Source organism: Bacillus sp. 1021 (assembly GCF_014534735.1).
GTDB lineage: Bacteria > Bacillota > Bacilli > Bacillales > Bacillaceae > Bacillus > Bacillus siamensis.
Genome location: NZ_JACVSR010000010.1, coordinates 1 through 16,635 on the forward strand (window position 1 = coordinate 1; position 16,635 = coordinate 16,635).

The following is a 16,635-nucleotide window of genomic DNA, read 5'->3' on the forward strand; positions in this document are numbered from 1 at the left end:
GCAGCTCATGATGAGCTGCCTTTTTTGTTTGTTTATAGGTATTGCTTAAGGAAATTAGAAATGTAATAAGGAAATTTACGTTCTGTGACCTCTAAGAACCGCCGGATCAATACATAATCATCGCTGACATGCTGTGTCAGCAGTTCATACCACCATTCCGTTTCATATCTCGCAATCATCCCGATATTGTACAGGACCAAATAATGAATAATCATTTCGGGAAGATGCAGGAACTGATCACGCTGAGAGGGGAGATAATATTGATTTTTCTCTAAGTGAAACGCTAAGTTTGGCGAAGACCAAGGTTCAGTATCTAGCGAATCAGCCTCAAAAACCAAATGGTTATGGCTTTTCCTGACAAAAGACCAATTCAAATGATGACTGATATATTCTGCAAAGCGGGAGTCAGACATATTGTACTGAATCACCGTATGTTCAGGAACTAAAACAAGGTCATCTTTCAGCTCTACTTTGGTCAGCCAATTCTTTTTCTCTTGAAAATGAAATACAGTGTGCAATTCGGGAATGGCTGTCAGCAGTTTTTTCATTGTATACCGTTCTTCCTCAAGACCCGCTATTCCGAATAAGTGATTCATTACATGAATACATAAGCCATTGCGCTGCACCTTCACTTCATCATCCCTAAAACTGTAATTTTGCTTTTTGCGCTTTCGGGCAGTAACGCCATGTGCGAGTACTGAGGCGTGACTCGGATAGCTTGGATCTGTAGTCAGAAGACAGGCTTTCAGCAATTGTGACATCCCGTAAAACAACAGAATAGGCTTAATTTCTAAAGGGGAGAGAGATGCCTGTTTATAAAAGGACTCGGCGTGTTTGATAAAAAATATGAAGCGTTCACTGTTTTTAAACGCATATCGTTTTGGTTCTTCCATTCCTCTTTCTGTATAGACTTTATTTAGGAATTTCTGGGAGGATTCCACGGAATAAAATAATGATAACTCTTTCCACTCAAGGTCTCTCATGTGTATTTTTAAACCCTTTCCTTTATCTAAATATTTCAACTCTTCTTCGCTTCCTTGACATGCCGTTTTCTAGTTGATAATCTACATATAATATTTTGCCGAAAAGAGGGGGATTTACTAATGTGGGAAAGTAAATTTTCAAAAGAAGGCTTAACGTTCGATGATGTACTGCTCGTACCGGCTCAATCAGACGTACTTCCGCGTGATGTGGATTTATCTGTTGAACTGACAAAAACGTTAAAGCTTAATATTCCTGTCATCAGTGCGGGAATGGATACAGTAACAGAATCAGCTATGGCGATTGCGATGGCCAGACAGGGCGGCTTGGGCATTATCCATAAAAACATGTCCATCGAACAGCAGGCTGAACATGTTGACAAAGTCAAACGTTCTGAACGGGGCGTTATTACAAATCCCTTCTTTTTAACACCTGATCATCAAGTATTCGATGCGGAGCATTTGATGGGGAAATACAGAATTTCCGGTGTTCCGATCGTAGATAATAAAGACGATCAAAAGCTTGTCGGAATCATTACAAACCGTGATCTTCGCTTTATCTCTGATTATTCAATGAAAATCAGTGACGTGATGACAAAAGAAGAGCTGGTTACGGCTCCTGTAGGCACCACATTAGACGAAGCAGAAAAAATCTTACAGAAACATAAAATTGAAAAACTTCCATTAGTGGATGACCAAAATAAATTAAAAGGTCTTATCACGATCAAAGATATTGAAAAGGTTATCGAATTCCCGAATTCATCTAAAGATGAACACGGACGCCTTATTGTCGGCGCTGCGGTAGGCGTGACAGGCGATACAATGACACGCGTCAGCAAGCTTGTTGAAGCGAATGTCGATGTTATCGTGGTTGATACGGCTCACGGACATTCCAGAGGCGTACTGAACACGGTTGCGAAAATTCGTGAAACATATCCTGAACTGAACATTATCGCAGGAAATGTGGCAACGGCTGAAGCGACAAAAGCTTTGATTGAAGCCGGAGCAAACATTGTAAAAGTGGGAATCGGACCTGGTTCCATCTGTACGACACGCGTCGTTGCAGGTGTAGGCGTACCGCAAATCACTGCCATTTATGATTGTGCCACTGAAGCAAGAAAACACGGCGCAACAATTATCGCGGACGGCGGTATTAAATTCTCCGGTGATATTACGAAAGCATTGGCATCCGGCGGACATGCCGTAATGCTTGGAAGCCTGCTTGCCGGTACTTCAGAAAGCCCGGGAGAGACTGAAATCTATCAAGGCAGAAGATTTAAAGTGTATCGCGGTATGGGTTCTGTCGCTGCCATGGAAAAAGGCAGTAAAGACCGATATTTCCAAGAAGAAAATAAGAAATTCGTCCCTGAAGGTATCGAAGGACGGACTCCGTACAAAGGTCCTGTAGAAGAAACAGTGTATCAGCTTGTCGGCGGTCTTCGTTCAGGTATGGGATATTGCGGTTCAAAAGACTTACGCGCTTTAAGAGAAGAAGCTCAATTCATCCGTATGACAGGAGCAGGTCTTCGCGAAAGCCATCCGCATGATGTTCAAATTACGAAAGAATCACCAAACTATACAATCTCATAATTGTTACAAATAAAAAACATTTGACAGGGTCGCTGACTCTGTCTATTTTTTTTATATCGAGTGTGATAAAATTTATACTGTTGTGTTTTGAATTTGAATATGTCCTTAACGGCTTAATTATAGATTTAAAATGAATGACGGAGGTCGTAAGATTGAACATCACGAAATGGAAACAGCTGTTAGTGTCATTAGTGGTACTGGCACTGGCCGCAACTTGCTTTGTTCCAATGTCTAAAGCGGAGGCAGCCGGCAATGACCCGGTTGATGTCAATGCTTCAGCTGCGATAATGATTGAGGCTTCATCGGGGAAAATCTTATACAGTAAAAATGCAGGCAAAAGACTGCCGATTGCCAGCATGACAAAAATGATGACTGAATACCTGCTTCTGGAAGCCATTAAAGAAGGAAAAGTGAAATGGGATCAAACGTATACTCCTGATGATTACGTCTATGAAATTTCTCAAGACAACAGTTTATCAAACGTCCCTCTTCGGAAAGACGGCAAATACACAGTCAAAGAACTGTACCAGGCCATGGCGATTTACTCTGCTAACGGAGCCGCGATTGCAGTTGCCGAAATTCTTGCCGGAACTGAAACGAAATTTGTCGCTGAAATGAATGCGAAAGCCAAAGAATTAGGCATGACAAACTATGATTTTAAAAATGCCACCGGGCTTGTGAATGAAGACCTTCACGGCAAGCAGCCGCAAGGAGAAGGCGTTAAAGAAGAGAGTGAAGTTTCTGCAAAAGACATGGCGCTTCTTGCAGACCGCCTGATCACTGATTATCCGGAAGTTCTGAAAACAACAAGCATCGCTAAGACGAAATTCAGAGCCGGCACTGATGATGAAATGGACATGCCGAACTGGAACTTCATGTTAAAAGGCCTTGTTTCTGAATATCCCGGCGTTGACGGGTTAAAAACGGGTTCTACTGATTCTGCGGGATCTTGTTTTACAAGCACCGCACAGCGGAACGGAATGCGGGTCATCACCGTTGTGTTAAACGCAAAAGGCAACCTGCATACCGGACGATTTGATGAAACGAAAAAAATGCTCGATTACGCATTTAACAGCAATTTCTCAATGAAAGATCTTTATCCTGAAGGCTCTCAAGTAAAAGGGCACAAAACGATTGACGTTGATAAAGGGAAAGACAAGCAAGTCGATATTGTGACTGATAAGGCGCTTTCTATTCCTGTGAAAAGCGGGGATGAAAAGAACTATAAAGCCGAAGTGACTTTAGATAAAAAAGAAATCACGGCTCCTGTGAAAAAAGGAACGAAAGTCGGAACGCTGAAAGTTACATACAAAGGCAGTGACAAAGACTACGGCTTCCTCAAATCCAAAGAGTTCAGCGTGAATCTTGTAACGAAAAATGATGTAGATAAAGCAAACTGGTTTGTTCAGATGATGCGCGGCATCGGCGGTTTCTTCTCCGGAATCTGGAACAGCGCCGTTGATACGGTAACAGGCTGGTTTTAAGAAATAAGAAAGAGCTCTGATGAAAGTTAGGGCTCTTTTGCTTAATATACTGAAAAAACCAAATTGTTAGTAAAAAAATGATATCTATCTCTTCCATCACACTGTAAAATAAGAATATCCATATGAAATATTGTATTTCTGGGATACAATAAGAGATAGAAATTATCTAACTATACATTGACTAGGGGGACCAAATAATGGCTCAAACAGGTACTGACCGTGTAAAACGCGGAATGGCGGAAATGCAAAAAGGCGGCGTCATCATGGACGTTGTAAATGCTGAACAAGCGAAGATTGCGGAAGAGGCGGGAGCTGTTGCCGTAATGGCGTTAGAACGAGTTCCGGCTGATATTCGTGCTGCCGGCGGTGTAGCCCGCATGGCTGACCCGACGATCGTTGAAGAAGTAATGAATGCAGTATCCATTCCCGTAATGGCAAAAGCGCGTATCGGACATATCGTTGAAGCGCGTGTCCTTGAAGCAATGGGAGTAGATTACATCGATGAAAGTGAAGTTCTGACTCCGGCTGACGAAGAATTTCATTTAAATAAAAATGAATATACTGTTCCGTTCGTATGCGGATGCCGTGATCTCGGCGAAGCAACGCGCCGTATCGCTGAAGGAGCTTCCATGCTTCGTACAAAAGGCGAACCGGGAACAGGAAACATTGTGGAAGCTGTCCGTCATATGAGAAAAGTAAACGCGCAAGTGCGCAAAGTTGCAGCGATGAGCGATGATGAGCTGATGACTGAAGCGAAAAACCTCGGTGCACCATATGAGCTGCTGCTTCAAATCAAACGTGACGGCAAATTGCCTGTTGTGAACTTTGCTGCAGGCGGAGTGGCGACGCCTGCTGATGCGGCATTGATGATGCAGCTGGGCGCTGACGGCGTATTTGTCGGTTCAGGTATTTTCAAATCAGACAACCCTGCTAAATTCGCCAAAGCAATTGTGGAAGCAACGACTCACTACACAGATTACAAACTGATTGCTGAGCTTTCTAAAGAATTGGGCACAGCGATGAAAGGAATCGAAATCTCAAATCTATTGCCGGAACAGCGTATGCAAGAACGCGGCTGGTAAAACCATAGGAGAGCTGGAAGCATGTTAACAATTGGTGTACTTGGACTTCAAGGAGCAGTAAGAGAACATATTCGTTCAATTGAAGCATGTGGTTCAAAAGGTGTTGTCATTAAGCGTCCTGAACAGTTGAATGACATTGACGGCTTAATCCTGCCGGGCGGAGAAAGCACGACAATGCGGCGTTTAATGGATACGTATCATTTTATGGAGCCGCTTCGCGAGTTTGCCGCTCAAGGCAAGCCGATGTTCGGCACATGCGCCGGTCTGATTATTTTAGCCAAAGAGATTGCGGGAACCGATCATGCTCATTTAGGGCTGTTAGACGTGGTTGTCGAGCGTAATTCCTTTGGCCGTCAGGTCGACAGCTTTGAAGCTGACCTGACGATTAAAGGCCTTGATAAGCCGTTTACGGGTGTATTTATTCGCGCGCCGCACATTTTAGAAGCCGGAGAAGATGTTGAAGTGCTTTGTGAGCATAACGGACGCATCGTGGCTGCAAAGCAGGGGCATTTGCTCGGCTGCTCGTTCCATCCTGAACTGACGGATGACCACCGGGTGACAGAGCTGTTTGTGAAGATGGCGGAAAAGCATAAGCGGGAAACAGCTGTATAAAACAGTTGAAAACCGCTGATACTTATAGTACATTATAAACACAAATAAAGATCGAAAAGCGTTGACAGGAAGCAGTAGGAAGCCTCTCTTTCAAAGAGAGCCGATGGGTGGTGCGAATCGGTGGAAGATGCTGTCCGAATCCGTCCTTGAGCGAAATGCTGAAAACAAGTAGGCATTTACGGGAAAACCGTTATGTGTTAAAGCGGGAAGCAAGTGTAAGCTTGTTTTCAATCAGGGTGGCAACGCGAGAGCTCTCGTCCCTTTTAGGGGATGAGGGCTCTTTTTTATTTTCGATAAAACAGATAGGAGTTGTTAAGTATGATTGATACGAAGGTCCTGAGAGCCAATTTTCAAGAAGTAAAAGCGAAGCTCATTCCTAAGGGCGAAGACTTATCTGACTTTGATAAGTTTGAAGAGCTTGATGAAAAAAGAAGAGAACTTATCGGCAAAGTAGAAGAACTGAAGGGAAAACGCAACGAAGTGTCTCAGCAGGTCGCCGTTTTGAAACGGGAGAAAAAAGACGCTGATCATATTATTAAAGAGATGCGTGAAGCAGGCGAAGAAATTAAGAAGCTTGATGAAGAGCTTCGCACGGTGGAAACCACGCTCGAAACCATCCTTCTGTCTATTCCGAACATCCCGCACGATTCAGTGCCTGTCGGGGAAACTGAAGATGATAATATTGAAATTCGCAAGTGGGGAGAGGCGCCGGCATTTGCATATGAGCCGAAACCGCATTGGGATATCGCTGACCGCTTGAACATCCTTGATTTCGAACGCGCTTCAAAAGTAACGGGAAGCCGGTTTGTGTTTTATAAAGGACTAGGGGCCCGTCTCGAACGCGCGCTCTACAACTTTATGCTGGATCTTCACGTTGATGAGTATGATTACACGGAAGTCATTCCTCCTTATATGGTAAACCGTACGAGCATGACAGGGACGGGACAGCTTCCTAAATTTGAAGAGGATGCTTTTAAAATCAGGGAAGAGGATTATTTCTTAATTCCGACGGCGGAAGTGCCGATCACAAATATGCACCGCGATGAAATCTTATCCGGCGAGGACCTGCCGATTAATTATGCCGCGTTCAGCGCCTGCTTCCGTTCAGAAGCGGGATCTGCCGGCCGTGATACACGCGGTTTGATCCGCCAGCATCAATTCAACAAGGTTGAGCTTGTGAAATTCGTGAAGCCGGAAGATTCATATGAGGAGCTTGAAAAATTGACAAATCAAGCTGAACGGGTGCTTCAGCTGCTCGAACTGCCGTATCGTGTCATGAGCATGTGTACCGGAGATCTCGGCTTTACAGCTGCGAAAAAGTACGATATTGAAGTATGGATTCCAAGCCAAGACACATATCGTGAAATTTCTTCTTGCAGCAACTTTGAGGCCTTCCAGGCGAGACGCGCAAACATTCGATTCAGACGCGAAGCGAAAGGCAAGCCGGAGCATGTGCATACATTAAACGGTTCCGGTCTGGCAGTCGGCAGAACAGTAGCTGCCATCTTGGAAAACTACCAGCAGGAAGACGGAAGTGTCGTCATTCCGGAAGTGCTTCGTCCTTATATGGGAAATAAAGAAGTCATCAAACCATAAAAAGGTGCGCCCTAGAGGCGCGCCTTTTTGGCTGTTTGATATAAAGCGGCGACATTCCGGGCTGTGCTTTCAAGGTTAAAACGGCCTGATGCTAAGGCATCTTCAAGACTTACAGCGCCCGGCACGATAGAAAATACAGCTGTTATTCCTCCGTTGTATACATGTTCAAAGTCTTTTCCCAAGGAACCCGCCAACGCGATAACGGGAATTTTTTGAGCGGCTGCGCGTGCTGCAATTCCTGCGGGGGTTTTGCCGAATATTGTTTGTCCGTCAATCTGCCCCTCTCCGGTGATGATAAGGTCAGCGCCTTCTATCTGATCTGAAAAGGACAGTGTATCTAATACAACGTCAATCCCGCTTTGAAGGTCGGCTTGTAAGAAGGCGATCAGCCCTGCGCCTAAACCTCCTGCGGCACCTGCGCCTTTTACGGTATCCGCTTCAATATCGTGCTGCCGTCTCAATACATCAGCGAAATGGCGTAAATTGCGATCCAATACAACTTTTGTCTTCTCGGTCGCCCCTTTTTGCGGGCCAAAGACATATGATGCGCCGTTTTCCCCGGTCAGAGGGTTTTCGACATCGCATGCGGCACGGATACAGATAGATTTCAGATCAGGGGAGAGGCCGCTTATATCGATAGAAGCCAGGGTGTGCAGCGAGCCTCCGCCGTCAGGTATCTCCTGACCTTCCTCATTTAAGAAACGCACACCGAGCGCGCTCGCCATCCCGGTCCCGCCGTCATTGGTTGCGCTCCCGCCAAGACCGATGATGATTTCACTCACCCCGCGGGAAGCTGCATCTGCTATCAGTTCACCCGTTCCTCTTGTTGTAGTGTTCAACGGATCTCTGAGATGACGGGGGATGAGATGAAGTCCTGATGCTTCTGCCATTTCAATGACTGCCGTGCGTCCGTTTCCCAGAAGTCCGTATGCGGCGTTTACCGGGGTTCCCAGCGGACCGGTCACTGTTTTATTAATGATTCTCCCCCCGGTGGCATCCGTTAAAGCCTGAACGGTTCCTTCTCCGCCGTCCGCCGCGGGTATCTTGATATATTCAGCATCAGGGAAGACTGATTTGAATCCTTTTTCGATGCTGTCGGCAGCTTCTTTTGCTGTCATGCTCTCTTTAAAAGAATCCGGTGCGATTATGACTTTCATTGTGTTCTCCACCTTTATGAACAGGTTATCTATTTGAATGTATTCTTGGTTTTCACTGTGTTTTCCTGCCGTATAACAGAAAGCGGTTGATTTTGGATACGAGTCTTTTGTATGATAGTAAAGCTGACGGACAAGCTGTTTAAGAAAAGAAATAAAAAATATGAAAAAAGCGCTTGACTGAAAAACAAGCCATGTGGTATATTATTAAATGTCGATACGGAGGAATACCCAAGTCTGGCTGAAGGGATCGGTCTTGAAAACCGACAGGGGTGTCAAAGCCCGCGGGGGTTCGAATCCCTCTTCCTCCGCCATATTGATTTTAAACCTAATGAAACTCGAGCATATATTGGAGATTGTTTTGTCCGCTGCATCTGATGCAGCGGATTTTTTATATGCAAAAAAAGCGATTTTCTCTGTTCGGGAAAATCGCTTTCTTATTTTTACTTATTTCTGTTTTCGTTGATCACGCGGCTGATTTTTTCGATCAAAGGTTCCAGTGACTGTTCATCAGCTTCAAGGTCATAATCTTCAATGCGCACTTTCAGCACAGGGCAGGCGTTAAAACTGCTGATCCAGTCTTCGTACCGTTTATACATCTCTTCCCAATAGGAGCGGTTTGTCTGCAGCTCCATATCGCGGCCGCGCTTTTCAATCCGTTCTATAATGTTTTCAAGATCACCTTCTAAATAGATCAAAACATCAGGGTGCGGGAAGTATGGCGTCATGACCATCGCTTCAAAAAGGCTTGTATATGTTTTGTAATCTGTCAGCGACATGGTACCTTTATCGGCATGCATTTTTGCGAATATGCCTGTATCTTCATAAATCGAACGATCCTGCACGAATCCGCCGCCTGATTCAAAGATGTTTTTCTGTTCCTTGAACCGCTCAGCCAGAAAATAAATTTGCAAGTGAAAGCTCCAGCGCTCAAAATCATGATAAAACTTCTCTAAATAAGGGTTTTCATCCACTTCTTCAAGCGAGGTATTAAAGCCGAGCCGTTTTGCTAAAGCCTTGGTTAAAGTCGATTTTCCGACTCCTACCGTTCCTGCTACTGTTATAATGGCGTTGTTTGGAATATGAATGTCTTTCATTTAATAAGCTCCTTTACCTGACGGGCAATTCTTTCATAGTCTGTCTTATTCAAAACAAAGTCTTCGGTATCACCGTCAATGGTCAGTACAGATATATCCGGATCTTCTTCCTGAAGCTGTCTGATGGCTGTGTCATAATCTGCAATGAGACGTTCCAGATATTGATGCTCGATGTTTTTCTCAAACGGGCGCCCGCGTTTTTCGATGCGTTGAAGCAATGTCGGCAGGCTTGCCTTTATGTATACAATAACATTCGGTTTCGGCAAGTCGTGAGTGAGCAGATGATAAATCTGCTTATATTTCTCAAGCTTTTGTCCGTGCAATGTGCGCTCTGCGAAAATAACGTTTTTATAAATATGATAATCGGACAAAACGGGCTGTCCTTGTTTTAAGTAATCACGATCTGTATCTTCAAGCTGTTTATACCTGTGACAGAGAAAAAACATTTCAAGCTGGAAACTCCACTCCTCGATATTATCATAGAACTTATCAAGATAAGGGTTGTCTTCCACAATCTCATTAATCATAGGAAAACCGAGCTCTTCAGAAAGCATAGAAGCGAGTGTCGTTTTTCCCGCCCCGATAGGACCTTCTACCGCGATAAAAGGGGCTCTGTTCATTGAAAAATCCTCCTTAATTCTGCAAACATCCGTCATCTGCCGGCCTTTATATTGTATCACACTCTCAGAAAAGCCCATGAAAAAAGACGCTTCCAATTAACGAAACGTCTCTTTCACAATATGAAATTGATCTCCGAGCAAAAGCCAGTTTTGCGGGAAGGAGAGGCCGAGTTTCCAATAGCTGATTCCTCTTAAATGAAGTTCTTTAATTAAATTGAATTTCGCTTGAATGGATCGTGCGTCTTCAAACCATACTTCATGCCGTCTCTGATTTTCATCCGTGTATCGAAAGAATGGAGCCTGGGCGGTTTCGTCATATTGAATGTCGACTTTATAGCGTGCTGCCAGAGCGATTGCCTGCTGAGGACTGACGGCTTTCGCTGTCGTTCCCTGTTTGAAAGGCAGTGTCCAATCATAGCCGTACATATTCTGGCCCATGACGATTTTTGAAGCAGGCATTTCTGTCAGCGCATACTCAATGACATTCCTTACAGGGCCGATTGGTGATACGGCCTGAGCCGGGCCCCCGCTGTATCCCCACTCATATGTCATGATGACGACAAAATCGACGATTTCTCCATGTGCCCTGTAGTCATGTGCTTCATACCATTTGCCGGCCTGGGTCGCGCTCGTTTTCGGAGCAAGCGCCGTTGAAATCTTCCAGCCTTGACGGTGAAAAATCGTCCTCGCTTCACGTAAAAAACGATTGTAGGCTTCTCTGTCCTGAGGACGTAAATATTCGAAATCAAAATGAATATCGCGAAAGCCGTGCTGTTTAGCCGTGGAGACGATTTCCTGAAAGAGTTTTGTTTTCACGGTATTATCATTCAAAATGAGCCGCCCGAGATCATCGCTGAATGCGTCGTTTTCAAGGTTGGTGATGATCATCATCAGTGCGGTGTTGTGCCTGTCACTGATGCTTCTTAAATTGGTGAGAGGCGGTTCCTTTAAAGTCCCGTTCCGCTGCACTTGAAAACTGAATGCGCCGAGATATGTTAAATAAGGTGAGGCCTCTCTTGCCGCCTGCTGCAGATTAGCGCTTACGCTCGTTCCCCGCGGTTCTATATAGGCATTTGATTCGATATCGGGCTTATTTGTCTGCTGCGGAATGTAAAGGCGGGTCCCGCTTTGCAATGGGGTGCTGAGCTGAATTCCGTTCACCCTCGCAAGCTCCGCGGCCGATATATGAAAACGGCCGGCGATTGCCGCAAGAGTATCGCCTTGTTTCACTTCGTAATATTGACCCTCAATCGGGATGACAAGAGTTTGTCCGACAACCAGTGTATTGGGATTAGGCAGTTTATTTGCTTCCGCAATGACATTTGCGGATGTCCGGTAGCGCGCCGCAATAGCGGAAAGCGTGTCGCCCCGTTTCACTACATAGATCTGAATGAAAAACGCCTCCTTTCATATCCGCTATCAAATGTATGAAAAAAGGAGGCCGATCATGTTTATTTTTCGTCGATAATTTGTTTTTCCGTGGTTATTTCTGCGAAGAGAACATTCTCCATCATCGTCAAGGCGAAATCATTGTCTTCGTCGCTATTGGAAGCGGTGCAGTCTTTCGGGATGGTAATACTGTATTCTCTCATATAAGCGTCGTTAGCCGTGAACAGCACACAAATATTCCCGGCAATCCCCGTAATCATTAATCGATTCACTTGCAGCTCGGTCAGAAGAGTATGAAGCGCCGTTTCATAAAAAGCGGAATGCTTCGGTTTAATGAGAAAATAATCATCCGGATGAGGCGAGATATCTTCTATTATGGATGCGCTTCTGTCGTTGCTGCATTCCTCCCTGATGGCATCAATATCCGCCTTCCAAAGCCCGTAATGGTCATTAATATAAATAATCGGCCAGTTGTTTTGTTTTGCATGCTTCTTTAATGATAAAATACGGGGGACGATTTGTTTGGTTTTTTCAGCAAGACGTTCGCCCATATCAAATTGAAAATTGTTAATCATATCGACAATGAGAAGGGCTGTGTTGTTAGGTTCAGACAATGCCGGCAACTCCTTTCTGCTGGGGTATTCCTATTTTAACCTTTATGAGACATGAAAAAACTTAAGAAGAGAGCTTGAACCGATGAATGATGAATATTATATGAGAGAAGCCATAAAAGAAGCGAAAAAAGCAGAAGCGAAAGGCGAAGTGCCGATCGGGGCCGTCCTTGTTCTGCATGATGAGATCGTGGCGCGGGCGCATAATCTGCGGGAGACCGAACAGCGGTCGCTGGCCCACGCGGAAATGCTGGCGATAGACGAAGCGTGCCGCAAGCTGGGAACATGGAGACTTGAAGACGCCGTTCTTTATGTCACTTTAGAGCCGTGCCCGATGTGCGCGGGAGCCGTCGTGCTTTCCAGAGTCGATAAGGTCGTGTTCGGCGCATTCGACCCCAAGGGAGGCTGTACAGGAACGCTTATGAACCTTCTGCAGGAAGAACGGTTCAACCACCAAGCGGAAGTGGTGAGCGGCGTGCTTGAAGAAGAGTGCGGAGAAATGCTCAGCGCTTTTTTCAGAAAGCTTCGCCGGCAAAAGAAAGACATGAGGAAAAAGTTGTCTGAGTAGTACGGTTGCATTTTCTGCCTGAAGCAGATATACTTATGTGTGCATCATAAATGGTGCGCATATAAAAATTTGATATTTATTTTGCCGTGCTAAGCGGGGAGGTAGCGGTGCCCTGTACCCGCAATCCGCTCTAGCGGGGCCGAATCCCTTCTCGAGGTTCGTTTACTGTAAGGTCTGCCTTAAGTAAGTGGCGTTGACGTCTGGGTCCTGCGCAATGGGAATTCATGAACCATGTCAGGTCCGGAAGGAAGCAGCATTAAGTGAAACCTCTCATGTGCCGCAGGGTTGCCTGGGCTGAGCTAACTGCTTAAGTAACGCTTAGGGTAGCGAATCGACAGAAGGTGCACGGTAAATCAATCATCAAATTTCAGACTCACCTGTTTATGACAGGTGAGTTTTTTCGTGTATGAAAAACGGGTTTTGGCGTTAAAAGCCCGTTCATGTATAATAAACATGATGAATAACAGAGGAGGGCGCATCCTGTGGGTTACCAAGCTTTATATCGAGTATTTAGGCCTCAGCAGTTTGAAGATGTGGTCGGACAGGAACACATTACGAAAACGCTGCAAAATGCCCTTTTGCAAAAGAAATTTTCTCATGCATATCTGTTTTCTGGACCACGGGGAACGGGGAAAACCAGTGCAGCTAAAATATTTGCGAAAGCAGTCAACTGTGAGCACGCCCCTGTAGAAGAACCGTGCAATGAATGCGCGGCGTGCAAGGGGATCACAAACGGCTCTATATCAGATGTGATTGAAATAGATGCGGCGTCGAATAACGGTGTAGACGAAATCCGCGACATCCGCGACAAGGTAAAATTCGCCCCGTCGGCCGTTACCTACAAGGTATATATTATAGATGAGGTGCATATGCTCTCTATCGGCGCATTCAATGCGCTTTTGAAAACGCTGGAAGAACCGCCGGCACATTGCATTTTCATATTAGCTACGACTGAGCCTCATAAGATTCCTTTAACCATTATCTCCAGATGTCAGCGTTTTGACTTCAAACGGATTACATCCAAAGCAATTGTCGGACGAATGAAGACAATCGTCGATGCAGAGCAGCTGAAGGTGGAAGAAGGCGCCCTTGATATCATAGCGAGCGCCGCAGACGGTGGAATGAGGGACGCGCTGAGCCTGCTCGATCAAGCCGTATCATTCAGCGGCGAGGAGCTGTCAGTGGATGATGCACTGCTTATTACCGGAGCCGTTTCCCAGCACTATATTGGAAAACTGGCATCTGCTCTTCACCGCAAACAGGTTTCCGAAGCATTGGAAACACTCAATGAATTGCTCCAGCAGGGGAAAGATGCGGCCAAACTGATTGAAGATATGATTTTCTATTTCAGGGATATGCTCTTGTATCAGGCTGCTCCCGGTTTAGAAGGAGTCCTGGAGAAGGTGAAGGTCGATGAAACGTTTCGGAATCTGAGCGGTGAAATACCGGCCCCCGCTTTATATGAGATGATTGACATCCTGAATAAAAGCCATCAGGAAATGAAGTGGACGAACCACCCGAGAATCTTTTTTGAAGTGGCTGTCGTGAAAATATGCCAGACGGCACAGCAAGCCGCCGCAGATATCCCAGAGGTCGGCATGCTGATGAATAAGATCCAGCAGCTTGAGCAGGAAGTAGAAAGGCTGAAGACCTCCGGGGTGAAAGTTCAGGCGGAAAGCGCTCCGAAAGAAGCCCCGCGTCCTCAAAAAGGCGGAAAAAGCCATTACAAAGCCCCGGCCGGAAGAATTCATGAAATATTGAAGGAAGCCACACGGCCTGACCTTGAACAGCTTAAAAGCAGCTGGGGCAAGCTGCTGGCACACCTGAAACAGCAGAATAAAGTGTCTCATGCGGCTCTTTTGAATGACAGTGAACCGGTGGCCGCTGCCCAGAAGGCGTTTGTGCTTAAATTTAAATACGAAATCCATTGTAAAATGGTTGCTGAAGACAATAACGGAGTCCGTACGAATCTTGAACAGATTCTCGAATCAATGCTCGGGAAAAGAATGGATTTGATTGGCGTTCCGGAAGCACAATGGGGTAAAATAAGAGAAGAATTTTTAAATGATCATCAGCAGGAAAGTGAAGGATCAAACGAACCGGCTGAAGAAGATCCGCTGATTGCAGAGGCGAAAAAACTTGTCGGAGCGGATTTAATCGAAATAAAAGACTAATAAGATGAAAGAGAGTGATTGAATATGCGTGGCGGAATGGGAAACATGCAAAAAATGATGAAACAAATGCAAAAAATGCAAAAAGATATGGCGAAGGCTCAGGAGGAGCTTGCTGAAAAAGTGCTTGAGGGCACAGCGGGCGGCGGAATGGTGACTGTAAAAGTCAACGGCCAAAAAGAAGTTGTAGACGTTGCGATTAAAGAAGAAGTCGTTGATCCGGAAGATATCGAAATGCTTCAGGACCTGGTTCTTGCTGCGACAAACGACGCCCTCAAGAAAGTCGATGACATGACGAATGAGACAATGGGACAATTTACAAAAGGAATGAACATACCGGGTTTATTCTAGGGGGATAAATAAACATGCAGTATCCTGAACCAATATCAAAGCTGATTGACAGCTTTATGAAATTGCCAGGGATCGGACCGAAAACAGCGGTTCGTCTGGCTTTTTTTGTTCTAGGTATGAAAGAAGACACAGTATTGGATTTTGCTAAGGCGCTCGTCAATGCGAAGCGGAATCTGACATATTGCTCGATCTGCGGACATATTACAGATCAGGACCCTTGTTATATATGCGAGGATACAAGAAGAGATAGATCTGTCATTTGTGTGGTGCAGGACCCTAAGGATGTTATTGCAATGGAGAAGATGAAGGAATATAACGGCCAGTATCATGTTCTTCACGGCGCAATTTCTCCGATGGACGGCATCGGCCCGGAGGATATTAAGATTCCGGAACTGCTGAAGCGTCTTCAGGATGATCAAGTGACAGAAGTTATCCTCGCAACCAACCCTAATATTGAAGGGGAAGCAACAGCGATGTATATATCGAGGCTGTTAAAGCCCTCAGGCATCAAGCTCTCCCGTATTGCCCACGGTCTGCCCGTCGGCGGTGATTTGGAATATGCTGATGAGGTCACTCTTTCAAAAGCTCTTGAAGGAAGACGTGAATTGTAAGGGAGGAAATGGCGAGGCATGGGTTTTCTTCGCAGAAATACATTAAGAAAAGAGTTTGATGACAAACTGATTGAACAGCTCTTTAAACAAAAAGAAGAATGGAACAGACAGAAGAGTCTGGTCGATAAAAGTCTTGAGCCCTCAGCTGAGGTGCTGTTTGAGCTGAAAGTCGCTGAATCTAAATACTTTTTTTATTTGAAAGAAGCGAAGCAGCGGAATTTAAAAATGAGCAGATGGAAGTAAGAGGTCTATTCTCCGGGGTCTTCTCATAAGCTTGTACTAAACAAGCGAGGGGGAAGATTCATGGAGCCTTTTTTTATTATCGGTTTGATTGTCGGTCTGGTTGCTTTGCTTTTATTATGGGGAGTATCTTCAAAGCCGTTAAGATGGATTGGTGTGACTGCCGTTAAGTTTGTTGCCGGAGCGATTCTTCTGGCAGGTGTGAATTTATTCGGCGGGAGTCTCGGCATTCATATACCTGTTAATCTGATCACAACCGGCATCAGCGGGATTTTAGGAATACCCGGCATTGCGGCTTTAATCGTCATTAAACGCTTCATCATTTAATTTGTCGTTTATTGTTGACATGATGAATTAAGGGTGGTATTCTAATATACGTCGCTGATGACAAAACGGATTTTTGAAAAAGAAATTCAAAAAGTTATTGACGACAATGATGATGATGTGTTATAATAATTAAGTCGCTTCGAGAGAAGTCG

At 45.1% G+C, this 16,635-nt stretch carries 17 protein-coding genes, 1 tRNA gene, 1 other RNA gene and 1 other annotated feature; of the genes, 13 read left to right on the forward strand and 6 right to left on the reverse strand.

Annotated features, from left to right (window positions below; translation table 11 throughout):
* Positions 1-32 precede the first annotated feature (32 nt).
* The gene (locus tag ICW23_RS18550; protein WP_029575273.1) at positions 33-983 is read right to left on the reverse strand and encodes a YaaC family protein; all 951 of its coding nucleotides are present in this window, start codon (positions 981-983) and stop codon (positions 33-35) included.
* A 120-nt stretch (positions 984-1,103) separates the two neighbouring features.
* Between ICW23_RS18550 and guaB the strand changes: the two genes are divergently transcribed.
* The 5 genes from guaB (at position 1,104) to serS (ending at position 7,344) form a co-directional block, all read left to right on the forward strand.
* Positions 1,104-2,570 carry an IMP dehydrogenase gene (gene guaB, locus ICW23_RS18555; RefSeq protein ID WP_003150717.1) on the forward strand — a complete coding sequence of 489 codons (1,467 nt, stop codon included), beginning with the start codon at positions 1,104-1,106 and terminating at the stop codon, positions 2,568-2,570.
* 152 nt (positions 2,571-2,722) lie between these two features.
* Positions 2,723-4,054 carry a D-alanyl-D-alanine carboxypeptidase gene (gene dacA, locus ICW23_RS18560; protein WP_188154914.1) on the forward strand — a complete coding sequence of 444 codons (1,332 nt, stop codon included), beginning with the start codon at positions 2,723-2,725 and terminating at the stop codon, positions 4,052-4,054.
* A gap of 197 nt (positions 4,055-4,251) precedes the next feature.
* Positions 4,252-5,136, forward strand: a complete 885-nt coding sequence (gene pdxS, locus ICW23_RS18565; RefSeq protein ID WP_016937306.1) for a pyridoxal 5'-phosphate synthase lyase subunit PdxS — start codon at positions 4,252-4,254, stop codon at positions 5,134-5,136.
* 21 nt (positions 5,137-5,157) lie between these two features.
* On the forward strand, positions 5,158-5,748 hold the full coding sequence (gene pdxT / locus ICW23_RS18570) for a pyridoxal 5'-phosphate synthase glutaminase subunit PdxT (protein ID WP_188154915.1): 591 nt from the start codon (positions 5,158-5,160) through the stop codon (positions 5,746-5,748).
* A gap of 52 nt (positions 5,749-5,800) precedes the next feature.
* Positions 5,801-6,013 (forward strand) — a binding site (T-box leader).
* Positions 6,014-6,066: 53 nt separating this feature from the next.
* Complete coding sequence (gene serS, locus ICW23_RS18575; protein WP_049627751.1) at positions 6,067-7,344, forward strand: serine--tRNA ligase; 1,278 nt, start codon at positions 6,067-6,069, stop codon at positions 7,342-7,344.
* Positions 7,345-7,355: 11 nt separating this feature from the next.
* Here serS and ICW23_RS18580 read toward each other — a convergent pair whose 3' ends face one another.
* Positions 7,356-8,501: a glycerate kinase gene (locus ICW23_RS18580; RefSeq protein WP_188154916.1), complete on the reverse strand. Its 1,146-nt coding sequence runs from the start codon at positions 8,499-8,501 to the stop codon at positions 7,356-7,358.
* A 218-nt stretch (positions 8,502-8,719) separates the two neighbouring features.
* On the opposite strand from ICW23_RS18580, the gene ICW23_RS18585 reads away from it, so the two are divergent.
* Positions 8,720-8,812 (forward strand) — tRNA-Ser (locus tag ICW23_RS18585).
* Between the two features lie 129 nt (positions 8,813-8,941).
* Here the strand turns inward: ICW23_RS18585 and dck are convergent.
* The 4 genes from dck to ICW23_RS18605 form a co-directional block, all read right to left on the reverse strand.
* Positions 8,942-9,595, reverse strand: a complete 654-nt coding sequence (gene dck, locus ICW23_RS18590) for a deoxyadenosine/deoxycytidine kinase (RefSeq protein ID WP_099744597.1) — start codon at positions 9,593-9,595, stop codon at positions 8,942-8,944.
* Entirely contained in the window at positions 9,592-10,215 is a 624-nt protein-coding gene (locus ICW23_RS18595) for a deoxynucleoside kinase (RefSeq protein WP_013350734.1), read from the reverse strand. The genes dck and ICW23_RS18595 overlap by 4 nt, the downstream gene beginning before the upstream one ends.
* A 96-nt stretch (positions 10,216-10,311) precedes the next feature.
* Positions 10,312-11,601 (reverse strand): glycoside hydrolase family 18 protein, encoded by a 1,290-nt coding sequence (locus ICW23_RS18600; protein WP_173363132.1) that lies wholly within the window; start codon positions 11,599-11,601, stop codon positions 10,312-10,314.
* 65 nt (positions 11,602-11,666) lie between these two features.
* A complete protein-coding gene (locus ICW23_RS18605) occupies positions 11,667-12,218 on the reverse strand; it encodes a cysteine hydrolase family protein (protein WP_016937299.1) in 552 nt (183 codons plus the stop codon).
* 82 nt (positions 12,219-12,300) lie between these two features.
* Between ICW23_RS18605 and tadA the strand changes: the two genes are divergently transcribed.
* The 7 genes from tadA to ICW23_RS18640 all read left to right on the forward strand — a co-directional run bounded on the left by tadA (position 12,301) and on the right by ICW23_RS18640 (position 16,483).
* Positions 12,301-12,783 (forward strand): tRNA adenosine(34) deaminase TadA, encoded by a 483-nt coding sequence (gene tadA / locus ICW23_RS18610; protein WP_016937298.1) that lies wholly within the window; start codon positions 12,301-12,303, stop codon positions 12,781-12,783.
* 84 nt (positions 12,784-12,867) lie between these two features.
* Positions 12,868-13,132, forward strand: an RNA gene (gene ffs / locus ICW23_RS18615) — signal recognition particle sRNA large type.
* Positions 13,133-13,265: 133 nt separating this feature from the next.
* Complete coding sequence (gene dnaX, locus ICW23_RS18620; protein WP_016937297.1) at positions 13,266-14,957, forward strand: DNA polymerase III subunit gamma/tau; 1,692 nt, start codon at positions 13,266-13,268, stop codon at positions 14,955-14,957.
* Between the two features lie 24 nt (positions 14,958-14,981).
* Complete coding sequence (locus ICW23_RS18625) at positions 14,982-15,305, forward strand: YbaB/EbfC family nucleoid-associated protein (protein WP_003150700.1); 324 nt, start codon at positions 14,982-14,984, stop codon at positions 15,303-15,305.
* Between the two features lie 14 nt (positions 15,306-15,319).
* On the forward strand, positions 15,320-15,916 hold the full coding sequence (gene recR, locus ICW23_RS18630) for a recombination protein RecR (protein WP_016937296.1): 597 nt from the start codon (positions 15,320-15,322) through the stop codon (positions 15,914-15,916).
* Between the two features lie 18 nt (positions 15,917-15,934).
* Complete coding sequence (locus ICW23_RS18635) at positions 15,935-16,159, forward strand: YaaL family protein (RefSeq protein WP_016937295.1); 225 nt, start codon at positions 15,935-15,937, stop codon at positions 16,157-16,159.
* A gap of 60 nt (positions 16,160-16,219) precedes the next feature.
* Positions 16,220-16,483: a pro-sigmaK processing inhibitor BofA family protein gene (locus tag ICW23_RS18640; protein ID WP_188154917.1), complete on the forward strand. Its 264-nt coding sequence runs from the start codon at positions 16,220-16,222 to the stop codon at positions 16,481-16,483.
* Positions 16,484-16,635 lie beyond the last annotated feature (152 nt).

Bases quoted from the DNA above. Each gene is read 5' to 3' on its own strand.
- ICW23_RS18635 (WP_016937295.1), top strand. From the start codon at position 15,935: ATGGGTTTTCTTCGCAGAAATACATTAAGAAAAGAGTTTGATGACAAA.
- dck (WP_099744597.1), bottom strand. From the start codon at position 9,595: ATGAAAGACATTCATATTCCAAACAACGCCATTATAACAGTAGCAGGA.
- pdxS (WP_016937306.1), top strand. From the start codon at position 4,252: ATGGCTCAAACAGGTACTGACCGTGTAAAACGCGGAATGGCGGAAATG.
- ICW23_RS18580 (WP_188154916.1), bottom strand. From the start codon at position 8,501: ATGAAAGTCATAATCGCACCGGATTCTTTTAAAGAGAGCATGACAGCA.
- ICW23_RS18550 (WP_029575273.1), bottom strand. From the start codon at position 983: ATGAGAGACCTTGAGTGGAAAGAGTTATCATTATTTTATTCCGTGGAA.
- serS (WP_049627751.1), top strand. From the start codon at position 6,067: ATGATTGATACGAAGGTCCTGAGAGCCAATTTTCAAGAAGTAAAAGCG.
- ICW23_RS18595 (WP_013350734.1), bottom strand. From the start codon at position 10,215: ATGAACAGAGCCCCTTTTATCGCGGTAGAAGGTCCTATCGGGGCGGGA.
- ICW23_RS18625 (WP_003150700.1), top strand. From the start codon at position 14,982: ATGCGTGGCGGAATGGGAAACATGCAAAAAATGATGAAACAAATGCAA.
- guaB (WP_003150717.1), top strand. From the start codon at position 1,104: ATGTGGGAAAGTAAATTTTCAAAAGAAGGCTTAACGTTCGATGATGTA.
- ICW23_RS18640 (WP_188154917.1), top strand. From the start codon at position 16,220: ATGGAGCCTTTTTTTATTATCGGTTTGATTGTCGGTCTGGTTGCTTTG.
- tadA (WP_016937298.1), top strand. From the start codon at position 12,301: ATGAATGATGAATATTATATGAGAGAAGCCATAAAAGAAGCGAAAAAA.
- recR (WP_016937296.1), top strand. From the start codon at position 15,320: ATGCAGTATCCTGAACCAATATCAAAGCTGATTGACAGCTTTATGAAA.
- pdxT (WP_188154915.1), top strand. From the start codon at position 5,158: ATGTTAACAATTGGTGTACTTGGACTTCAAGGAGCAGTAAGAGAACAT.